11 protein-coding genes are annotated in these 9,713 nt (G+C 37.1%); 8 read left to right on the forward strand and 3 right to left on the reverse strand.

From position 1 onward, the window contains the following. The first annotated feature begins 145 nt into the window (after positions 1-145). From V7266_RS02475 to V7266_RS02500, 6 genes are all read left to right on the forward strand, one after another. On the forward strand, positions 146-1,702 hold the full coding sequence (locus V7266_RS02475; protein WP_335465635.1) for a rhomboid family intramembrane serine protease: 1,557 nt from the start codon (positions 146-148) through the stop codon (positions 1,700-1,702). A gap of 221 nt (positions 1,703-1,923) precedes the next feature. After that, a complete protein-coding gene (locus tag V7266_RS02480) occupies positions 1,924-2,133 on the forward strand; it encodes a YqgQ family protein (protein ID WP_335465636.1) in 210 nt (69 codons plus the stop codon). Between the two features lie 10 nt (positions 2,134-2,143). Continuing rightward, positions 2,144-3,118: an ROK family glucokinase gene (locus V7266_RS02485; protein ID WP_335465637.1), complete on the forward strand. Its 975-nt coding sequence runs from the start codon at positions 2,144-2,146 to the stop codon at positions 3,116-3,118. Between the two features lie 85 nt (positions 3,119-3,203). Continuing rightward, on the forward strand, positions 3,204-4,391 hold the full coding sequence (locus V7266_RS02490; protein ID WP_335465638.1) for a M14 family metallopeptidase: 1,188 nt from the start codon (positions 3,204-3,206) through the stop codon (positions 4,389-4,391). 236 nt (positions 4,392-4,627) lie between these two features. After that, a complete protein-coding gene (locus V7266_RS02495) occupies positions 4,628-5,776 on the forward strand; it encodes a hypothetical protein (protein WP_335465639.1) in 1,149 nt (382 codons plus the stop codon). Positions 5,777-5,865: 89 nt separating this feature from the next. Further along, positions 5,866-6,192 carry an MTH1187 family thiamine-binding protein gene (locus V7266_RS02500; protein ID WP_335465640.1) on the forward strand — a complete coding sequence of 109 codons (327 nt, stop codon included), beginning with the start codon at positions 5,866-5,868 and terminating at the stop codon, positions 6,190-6,192. Positions 6,193-6,244: 52 nt separating this feature from the next. On the opposite strand, the gene V7266_RS02505 is transcribed toward V7266_RS02500, so the two are convergent. Next, on the reverse strand, positions 6,245-6,421 hold the full coding sequence (locus tag V7266_RS02505) for a DUF2759 domain-containing protein (RefSeq protein ID WP_098530001.1): 177 nt from the start codon (positions 6,419-6,421) through the stop codon (positions 6,245-6,247). 178 nt (positions 6,422-6,599) lie between these two features. Here V7266_RS02505 and V7266_RS02510 point away from each other — a divergent pair, with 178 nt between their 5' ends. Continuing rightward, the gene (locus V7266_RS02510) at positions 6,600-7,235 is read left to right on the forward strand and encodes an MBL fold metallo-hydrolase (protein ID WP_335465641.1); all 636 of its coding nucleotides are present in this window, start codon (positions 6,600-6,602) and stop codon (positions 7,233-7,235) included. A 144-nt stretch (positions 7,236-7,379) separates the two neighbouring features. Beyond that, positions 7,380-8,474, forward strand: a complete 1,095-nt coding sequence (locus V7266_RS02515; RefSeq protein ID WP_335465642.1) for a class I SAM-dependent methyltransferase — start codon at positions 7,380-7,382, stop codon at positions 8,472-8,474. A gap of 72 nt (positions 8,475-8,546) precedes the next feature. Here V7266_RS02515 and V7266_RS02520 read toward each other — a convergent pair whose 3' ends face one another. Together V7266_RS02520 and V7266_RS02525 are read right to left on the reverse strand one after the other, a co-directional pair. Continuing rightward, a complete protein-coding gene (locus V7266_RS02520; protein ID WP_335465643.1) occupies positions 8,547-8,789 on the reverse strand; it encodes a DUF2626 domain-containing protein in 243 nt (80 codons plus the stop codon). An 83-nt stretch (positions 8,790-8,872) separates the two neighbouring features. After that, positions 8,873-9,571, reverse strand: a complete 699-nt coding sequence (locus V7266_RS02525; RefSeq protein WP_335465644.1) for a helix-turn-helix transcriptional regulator — start codon at positions 9,569-9,571, stop codon at positions 8,873-8,875. Positions 9,572-9,713: the final 142 nt, after the last annotated feature.

Here is a 9,713-nt window from a genome sequence, read left to right on the forward strand (position 1 = left end):
TTTATTTCGTTTATAATAAAAGTAATGGAAAAAATGAATATAGGGATTTTAAGATGATTATGTTTAGCTTTAGGGCGTAAAATTATCATTGGCAACAGCGAATAACTAACATTATACTTTAAGAAAAATAGAAAGCAGGGGAGAAATGAGTAATAAAGAAGAAGGGTACATCTTTTGGCGGTTGGCATATTCTTTCATCTCTAATCATGGTTATCGAGTCATTCAACTATTTGAGAATCAAAAAGAATTGTGGCTTGAAAAATTAGAAAATAAAAAAGCCCCTATTATTCGTATGCTGCTCCATAATTTAGATTGGAGTAATGCCCTGCAGAGAGACATTGAATTTACAGCTTCTAACGGGGAAAGAGTACGAAAACAAATAGGCAGGAGTGAACTGAACGTACTAAACATTTATGTCAGTGAGTTTCCACCTGTAGATGAGTATGAATTTCGCCTTACAAAACCATTTGTTTTTCCAAAAGGAAATAAAACAATCGTAAACTCGATTCTTTTGACAAAGGAGTTACTTGAATCAGGGTTTGGGGAAGTGTCCGAAAGGATTGGCTCGGAAGTTCATTTCGATTTCCATGAAGTTGATTCAGAACAAGCCGTTGAGGAATTAAAGAGGTCTGCCTTAAATCTTGCTAATAATAAAGTAAAAGCGGAACGAGATCTTCTTTTTAGTGGAAAACCTTTGTTTACTTATGTCTTTATCGTTATACAACTAGCTGTCTTCCTGTGGCTTCAGTTTCATGGCGGCAGCACGAATACATCTACTTTGATTAAATATGGTGCTAAAGTAAACGCATTGATCTATCAAGGTGAATGGTGGAGATTAATTGCACCTGTTTTTCTACATATTGGTTTCCTTCATCTGGTAATGAATACCCTTGCGTTATATTTCCTAGGAACGACGGTGGAACGAATATTCGGTAAAACTCGTTTTTTATTGATCTATTTATTTGCAGGATTTACAGGTTTTATTGCCAGCTTTCTTTTTAGTTCAAACTTATCTGCAGGGGCTAGCGGTGCTATTTTTGGATGCTTTGGCGCTTTGTTGTATTTTGGTGTAGTGTTTCCAAAATTATTCTCCAGAACAATGGGAATGAATTTAATTGTTGTACTTGGAATTAATCTTGTATTTGGCTTTTCGACTTCTGGGATCGATAATGCCGGCCATCTGGGCGGGTTATTTGGAGGGTTCCTTGCAGCGGGTATTACTCATCTTCCAAAAATAAAAAAAACACCATGGCAAATAGTTTTTCTGATTGCTTCTGCCGCTATTGTATGGTCTTCCTTATCTTATGGATTTAGCTCTTCGGTACAATCAAAGGATGAAGATTCTACCTTACTAATGGCACAGGAATATGTAAAACAAGGTGATTATGATCAAGCATATAAACTATTAACGAATACAGAAGAGAACGCATCCAACCTTTCGGACAGAACCTATTTTCTTTTATCTTTTGTTGAGATCAAAAAGAATATGCTGCCTGAAGCTAAAAAACATCTCCAAAAAGCAATTAAACTAAACCCGAAATTGGATGAAGCTTATTTTAATCTTGCTTTAATTAATCTGGAACAAAAAAATCTTAAACAGGCAAAATTGAATGCTGAAAAAGCTGCCGAGTTAGATCCCCAAAAGGTCCAATATTCCGATTTGGTAAACGAGATTAATAAGCAACTTCAAGATTCAGAATAAGTAGAAGAGTTCTCGAGGAAAAACTTCCCTGGTTTCTTCTGCTATTTTTTAGTTTGCGCCTTTTTTATCCATATCTATCTTGAGGTGAAATCTTGCTTGAGATATACTTTTCTTTAGTATGGCTCTTTTCGTACTAATTTGAAAAGCAACCATTTATGTGAAAAAAAGCCATAGTAAAATAAATACTCTCCATGCAAGACGAAGGAGTGAGGGGTCCCTAGATGAAGACAATCTATGAAATTCAGCAATTATTAAAACAATTTGGAACCATTATTTATGTTGGGGATCGAATCGGTGACCTTGAGTTAATGGAAGCAGAGTTAAAAGACTTATATCAGGCACAATTAATTGAAACAAAAGAATATCAGACTGCTTTGTTATTAGTGAGGCACGAAATCCAAATCCAAAAAGAAAAAAGTAACCAAAGATAGGGGAATTTAGGTGGCAGATAAGTGGATAGCTGGTGTTGACCTCGGCGGCACAACTACTAAAATAGCTTTTATTACGGTTTTAGGTAAGATTGTACATAAATGGGAAATACCAACAGATAATTCGGATGAAGGTCAAAATATTACTTCCAATATTGCTAAGGCGATCGATGAGAAATTGACTGAGATCGGTGAAACTAAACAAAAATTGATGGGCATTGGGATGGGGGCACCCGGACCTGTAGACTATGAGACGGGGATCATTCTAAATGTAGTAAATTTAGGCTGGAAGGATAATTTCCCGCTAAAGGATAGCCTAGAAGAAGCAACTTCACTTCCCGCAGCTGTAGAAAACGATGCAAACTGTGCAGCATTAGGGGAAATGTGGAGCGGAGCCGGGAATGGGGCCAAAGATCTCGTCTGTGTTACATTAGGTACTGGAGTCGGCGGCGGGGTTATTGCCAATGGCAATATTATTCAAGGGGTTAATGGTGCAGCTGGTGAGATTGGCCATATCACAGTCATTCCATCTAGCGGAGCACCTTGTAATTGTGGAAAAACAGGCTGTCTTGAAACCGTTGCCTCTGCCACCGGGATTGTTCGGTTAGCCGTGGAAGAAATCAAAAACAGCCATTCATCGAGTAAATTAGGAGAACTTTTTACGCTGAACGGCAGGCTCACGGCAAAAGATATTTTTGATGCGGCTCGCGATAACGATCGCTTGGCCCAAAAGGTATTAGCTGAAGTATCCTTCCATTTAGGATTAGCTCTAGCGAATATCGGTAACACACTAAATCCTGAAAAAATTGTTTTAGGTGGAGGGGTATCGAAAGCGGGGAATCTTTTACTAGAATCAGTAAAAGAGAACTTTGCGAAATTTGCCTTTCCTGCAGTTAGGAATTCCACTGAAATAGATCTTGCCACATTAGGAAATGATGCAGGTGTTTTAGGTGCAGCCTGGTTAATCAAGAATAAATTAAATCAGTAAACAGATAAAAACCCGTAGAAATACGGGTTTTTTATCATTTTTTTATGATAATCTTCATATGTTCTTTTTGATGGGAGGAGAGTATATGGAGATATACGTACGACCTGGAGATACTCTGTCTTATTTAAGCCAGTTATTTAACATCCCACTCCAACTAATATTGGATTCAAATTTACATGTAATGCCTACTGAGATGAAACCAAGTGATAAAATTCATTTACCTGGATACGTTTTAGTTCCCTACATTATTAAAGAGGGAGATACTTTTAAAAAGATATCTTCTCAAAGAGGAATAGAAATTGACACCCTCATACTGTTAAACCAAACCAAAGATCCACTCCAATTGGTTACAGGCGAGAGGATTTTTGTCCCCGAAAAGGTAATGGTACCCATTGCACCGGAAAGGAATCCATTAGATTATAAGAAGCTGACAAAATTAATTAAAAATCTTCAACGGGTTTACCCTTTTATGGAAATAACAAAGATTGGTACGAGTGTTTTAGGTAATCACATTCATGAAATCAGAATAGGAAAGGGAGAAAGGAAGATACATATGAATGCTTCCTTCCATGCCAATGAATGGATTACCACCATGATCCTAATGAGTTTACTAAATCAGTATCTAGTTTCGGTTACCAATGACTATATGGTTAGGGGGAGGAAGGCATTAGCTTTGTATGAGAATGTTGAGTTATCCCTTGTCCCGATGGTCAATCCTGATGGAGTGGATATGGTACTAAATGGGCCGCCTGCTCATATAAGAGATGAGGTTATTGGTATCAATGAAGGCAGTGATGATTTTATTCATTGGAAAGCAAATATTAAAGGCATTGATTTAAATAACCAATTTCCGGCTAACTGGGACCTTTGCAGAAAAAATAAAAAGCCCAAAGCACCTGCCTCCCGTGACTTCCCAGGAATTGAACCATTAACAGAACCAGAAGCAGTAGCTATGGCGGAATTAGTTCAACGAAATCAATTTGACTTACTTCTAGCCTTTCATACCCAAGGAGAGGAATTTTATTGGGGATATGAGGGGTTAGAACCTTCCGAGTCAGAATTACTTGCGAAAGAATTTGAAAAGGTCAGTGGATACCGTGCAATTCGTTATGTAAACAGTCACGCAGGATATAAGGATTGGTTTATTCAAGAATATCAAAGGCCCGGTTTTACAATAGAATTAGGTAAAGGAATTAATCCATTACCGCTTTCTCAATACCCAAGAATACTTAAATGTGCAGAAAAAATCTTTTTTACAGCATTAGCTTATTAAAATTTTCCTGTCTTCTACTTGTAATATCTCCCTAGTGTTATTAAAATAGAATGAAACAAGCATGAGAAAATTCAGATATTAATGGGGGTTACAGACGCCCATGTCCACTTAAAAAAAGCCGAATTTCTGCGGCTTTTTTCCTGTTTAAGTTTAGTTGTGTTATGTTGAATGTTTTAAATGTTTTAAATGTTTTTGTAGTCTAACGCCGGAACCATATAGGGATAGGAGGAGACGACTTGATTCATCTGACCAAATTAAAACAAGCGAACAGTACACTTATTTTGCTAATCTTTATATTGTCGTCTCTCATCTTAAATGCATGTGCCGCAAAGGAACAGCCTAAAACAAAAATTCCAATTAAAAATGAAAAGACAGGGGTACCCTCCGCGTCACTTAGTACCAAATGGAAACTGCCCATATCGATTCCTGAAGGACAGGGTGAGTTCTATAAAGTAGTGGGCTGGTATACTAATCAACAAATTTTCTATGTGACGAACTTAAACCAATCTTCCTATCTGTTTCTTTATAATCTGTTAACAGGGAAAAGTAAGCTAATCTATAAAACGGAAAATCCCATTGTTAATGTGCAAATAAGCCCAACAAAGAAATACCTTTTAATTCATTCATCACCATCCTCATTTGTGGGTGTGGTTACAATTATTGATGCTAAAGGGACTGAACTTTTAAAAAAGAATTTTCCATCGTATGATTTAGGGTTTGAGTGGAATCCCTATGATGAATCCAAAGTTTTGATTACAAAATTCGCAGAAGACTGGAGCTTTCAATTATATTTACTTGATGTAACCGATGCTAGTACAACTGAACTCAAGCTTCCGCAGCCATTTATAAAATGGATTAAGTCGGATGAAGTGGCTTACTTAAACTGGGATCAGAGTAGTCCCTCATTGGTTGCTCCTCTTATTATTAAAGGGTTAGGAGATGCGGGGGAGAAGACGATCTTTACTCAAGTAATTCAATTTGCAGCATATCGTGATCTGCTTATGACGGTTACTGTAAATCAAGAGGATTCGTCTATAGCTGACTATTCCTTTTTTGACAAAAAGCAGAAACGATTATTTAGCTTTTCCGTCCCTCAGTTAAACAAGTTTTCAGATTGGCTGGTTCCCTTTTATGATTATAATGAACAGAAGAAACAATTTATCAGCATTAGACCACTCACGAGTGGTGATGCGGATACATATACAGGCGGCTTCCAACTCATTAGCTATGACCTAAAGAAGCGAAGCAGTAAATTAATTCTGGGCGGCTTGGATAATGTCCCTATTTCACTTTCACCAGATGGGAATACAGCTCTATTAGGTAACAGTTTTGAAAAAATTATTGATCTAAACAAAAAGAAAAGCTATGAATTAGTGAGAGAATGACAATCAAAGGGTCATTCTTTTTTCCTTTTTTGTTTGATATGTTAAAATCACAAAGAAATATAATAATATAAAGTGATGGTGATTATGTAATGGCAATTGTAGATGTGACCGTAATTCCGGTTGGAACTGAAACACCAAGTGTCAGCAAATACGTAGCAAGTGTTCAACGGGTCCTTAGGAATTATGAGGCGGAAGGGAAAATTAAATTTCAATTAACACCGATGAATACAATCATTGAAGGAGAGCTTCCAGTTCTTTTTGAAGTTATCCAGGCGATGCATGAGATTCCTTTCTCAGAAGGGATTAAACGGGTTGCGACATCCATTCGAATTGATGATCGCAGAGATGTGAAACGAAGCATGGATTATAAAGTTGAACGGGTTAACAGCCTGTTGAGCGGGAAAGAAGATAGATAAAAAATGCAAAAAAAGACTGTCGGGAGACAGTCTTTTGCTTTCGTTATTCAAATTAGTGAGTTCCAGTTGGAAAACCTGATTCAATTATAGTCATCACTGTGAACCAGCCGAAAACCAAGAATGAAGCAACACCCCAAAAAGCGGCCAGGAAGTTCTTATTTTTCAATGAACTATAACCTGCATAGGCTGCAAGGATTGTTACAAGCGCAAAAATGATCACTAAACCCATTTTTAATTCCCCCTTTTCGTATATACCCATTTTCCAAAAATTATGTAACTATATTATATACATTCGTTTCCTATTTTATATTTTTTTCTTAGATTTGTCGAGGGCAATTACACTTTCTCTCCTATGTTCTTTAGTGTAAAATAAACCTGATGAATTTATGTATGGGAGGAACAAAAATATGAAATGGCAGCAAATCCCTTTAGGGCCACTGCAGACGAATTGCTATATTGTTGAGAATCCTGATAAGACTTGCTTGATTATGGATCCGGGCGAGGAAGGGAAAAAATTAATACACTTACTAAGTCAAAGAAAATTAAAGCCAATAGCCATTCTTCTCACTCACGCTCATTTTGATCATATTGGGGCAGTTGATATGATCAGGGACACCTATAACATTCCCGTTTATATTCATAAGCAGGAAGAAAAATGGCTTGAAGACCCTAGGTTAAATGGATCGCAACTATTTATGCAAATCGAACCAATTGTGGTTAATCCAGCTGATCATATTATACATAATGAAGGCCACATGAATATAGGCGAATTTACCTTTCAGGTATTCCATACACCTGGTCATTCTCCTGGCAGTGTTTCTTATTACTTCAAGGAAAATGATGTTGTTATATCTGGAGATGCTTTATTTCAGGGTGGAATCGGCCGTACAGACTTGCCTGGGGGGAATTCTGGACAGCTTTTGAAAAGTATTCATGATAAGCTTTTATGTTTGCCTGAAGAAACATATGTATTGTCTGGCCATGGTCCTGTAACAACTATTGGGGAAGAAATGGACAGTAACCCTTTTTTAAATGGGTTTTAGAATAAAAAGAAGACCCTTCCTTTTAGTAATGGAGGTCTTTTAAGGGCATGTTTATTTTATAAGGGGACAGTTGTTGAGTTCTTTATCCTAACTGTATTTAAAGATTCCAATATGTCAACGCAGCTAACCTAAAAGGGAGTTAATATGATTACATATTTAAAGGACATAATCTCTAATTCGCCTAACAGGCTAATCTCTTATGCTGATTATATTTCTGCAGTGCTTTATCATCCGGAATTAGGCTATTATATGAAGGAAAAACCTAAAATCGGAAGAAAAGGGGATTTTATTACTACCAGCAATATTTCGGATGTATACGGTAGACTTATGGCAAAATGGTTTTCTGCTATTTGTGAAAAAACTAAATTGCCCCCAGTCTTTTGTGAGATAGGAGCTGGAACAGGGCGTTTTGCGAACGCCTTTTTACAAGAATGGTATGATTCGATTGGAACCCCCCTTAAATATATAATCGTGGAAAGTAGTCCCTATCATCGAAAGCTGCAGCGTGAATTATTGCAGCCTTCATTTTCAATTATGCAAGTGGAGAGTCTTGAGAAACTTGAACCCTTTTCTGGATTGGTTTTTTCAAATGAACTTTTTGATGCTCTTCCGGTTCATGTAATTGAAAAAATAAATGGCGCGTATGTAGAAGTAATGGTGGGGATGACGGATAACGGACAATTGTTTGAACAAAGGGAAGAACTAACGAACCAAGCTATCCTTTTATTTCTTGCAGAAAGTAAACTTTCTATAAGAGAGAAACAACGAATTGAGATTCCCTTAGCGATGGACAAAATGATTGAAGATATTTCTAAAGTCTTAATGGAAGGAATCATTGTCACTGCTGATTATGGCTATACCAATGAAGAGTGGGCTCATCCTCAGCGTAAAAAAGGGAGTTTAAGAGGGTACCACCAACATTTGATGATAGACGATGTCTTGCAGCTTCCAGGTGAGATAGATATAACCACCCATGTTCACTTCGATTATCTTATACAAAAAGGGATGGAGCAACAGCTGGCGTTGTTTATCAAACTAAGGCAGGATGAATTTCTTTTAAAGATAGGTATCTTAAAGGAGTTAGAGCAGCATAATGATTCTGATCCTTTTTCGGAGATAAGCAAAAGAAATCGTGCTATTCGCAGTTTAATTTTGCCATCCGGGATGAGCGCTTATTTTCATGTCATAATCCAGCAAAAAGGATTTCAGCTAAAGGAAGATGATGTATTTGTGGAATAAAAAAACACCGGAGCACCGGCGTTTTTTTTTGTCCTGCAGCGTCAGAATACCATTCTGGGTGCTTCGTTGTTATTACTCTCCTGCGCCAAGCGGCATCATGAACGTTGTCCAATATGTAAAGCCAACGAAGAAGATAGTTAAATATGCTCCGAATACATACATATACATACGTTCGGAAAGCTTTAGGTAGCTAAGCAGAACAAAAAACCCTGTTTGAGCCAAGAATAGCATGGCTGTTCTATCCAAATCACCCAGATAGAGCATTACGGTAAAAATACCAGTCCAAAAACCACAAACTCTGAACATGCGATCCATATGTATACCCCCTTTTATCCTACGATACCATCAATACAATATTATAAAGTAAAAGGAGGCATAATGTAAACATCAGACTCGAATTAGTTTGTCACAAGTACCTGGTAAGAGCACGTTTCACAGCCTGAAATCATGTTTTCTTTTTCAATTAATTCAACTGATTCAAATAGTGCACCAAACATGCCCTTCAAAAATTCATGATGCATATTGCAAACCGTTTCAGTATGCTCTGCTGCAACTTCTTTAAAAGGGCAATTGAAGATTTGAAAGAAAATTTTTGTGTTGTCACCGTTTGCTTCAAACTCTGGATAAAAACCAGCAAGGGTCGCAGCACTTTTTAAAATCGTTAACTTTTGATCAAATGTCAGTTCCTCGCCAAGTGCTCTCTTTGCCATTTCTTGCTCAATTATTTCTGTCCCAAATCTGTGGCCGGTCATAAACAAAGCTTCCCTGCCAGCTTCACCGAGCGAAATCATGGTCTGAATGGCAACTTTTGATAAAAGCATATAGTCACGGTATGGGAAATGCAGTTGAATGACATCATCAGATAACCGGTAGAGCCGGCTTGGTCTGCCTCCTTTTCCCGTTTTCTTTGTTTCAGATACTAACATATTAACATCCTCCAATTTGGAAAGATGTAATCTTGCCACATTAGGATGAATATTAAAATTTTCAGCAACCTCTTGAACTGTAACTTCTTGATGACGCTTAGTAATGTATTGATAAATGTAGTACCGTGTTGGATCTGACAAAACGTTTGTTATTTTTAATGTTTGTTCCATCACTGTTCACCTCGAACCCCCATAATTTATTCCCATTATAATACAGGGGAAAAAACAAAGGAATGAAGTTAACAATGTTAACACTATATGTTTAGAAAATGTTCACAATTCCTGTCTTTTTATTGTAACAATAGTATATAAG

Source organism: Neobacillus drentensis (assembly GCF_036965645.1).
Classification (GTDB): domain Bacteria; phylum Bacillota; class Bacilli; order Bacillales; family Cytobacillaceae; genus Neobacillus; species Neobacillus drentensis_D.

Coding starts and splice junctions, on each gene's coding strand:
- V7266_RS02520 (WP_335465643.1), bottom strand. CDS start 8,789: ATGGATCGCATGTTCAGAGTTTGTGGTTTTTGGACTGGTATTTTTACC.
- V7266_RS02490 (WP_335465638.1), top strand. CDS start 3,204: ATGGAGATATACGTACGACCTGGAGATACTCTGTCTTATTTAAGCCAG.
- V7266_RS02515 (WP_335465642.1), top strand. CDS start 7,380: ATGATTACATATTTAAAGGACATAATCTCTAATTCGCCTAACAGGCTA.
- V7266_RS02500 (WP_335465640.1), top strand. CDS start 5,866: ATGGCAATTGTAGATGTGACCGTAATTCCGGTTGGAACTGAAACACCA.
- V7266_RS02480 (WP_335465636.1), top strand. CDS start 1,924: ATGAAGACAATCTATGAAATTCAGCAATTATTAAAACAATTTGGAACC.
- V7266_RS02510 (WP_335465641.1), top strand. CDS start 6,600: ATGAAATGGCAGCAAATCCCTTTAGGGCCACTGCAGACGAATTGCTAT.
- V7266_RS02505 (WP_098530001.1), bottom strand. CDS start 6,421: ATGGGTTTAGTGATCATTTTTGCGCTTGTAACAATCCTTGCAGCCTAT.
- V7266_RS02525 (WP_335465644.1), bottom strand. CDS start 9,571: ATGGAACAAACATTAAAAATAACAAACGTTTTGTCAGATCCAACACGG.
- V7266_RS02475 (WP_335465635.1), top strand. CDS start 146: ATGAGTAATAAAGAAGAAGGGTACATCTTTTGGCGGTTGGCATATTCT.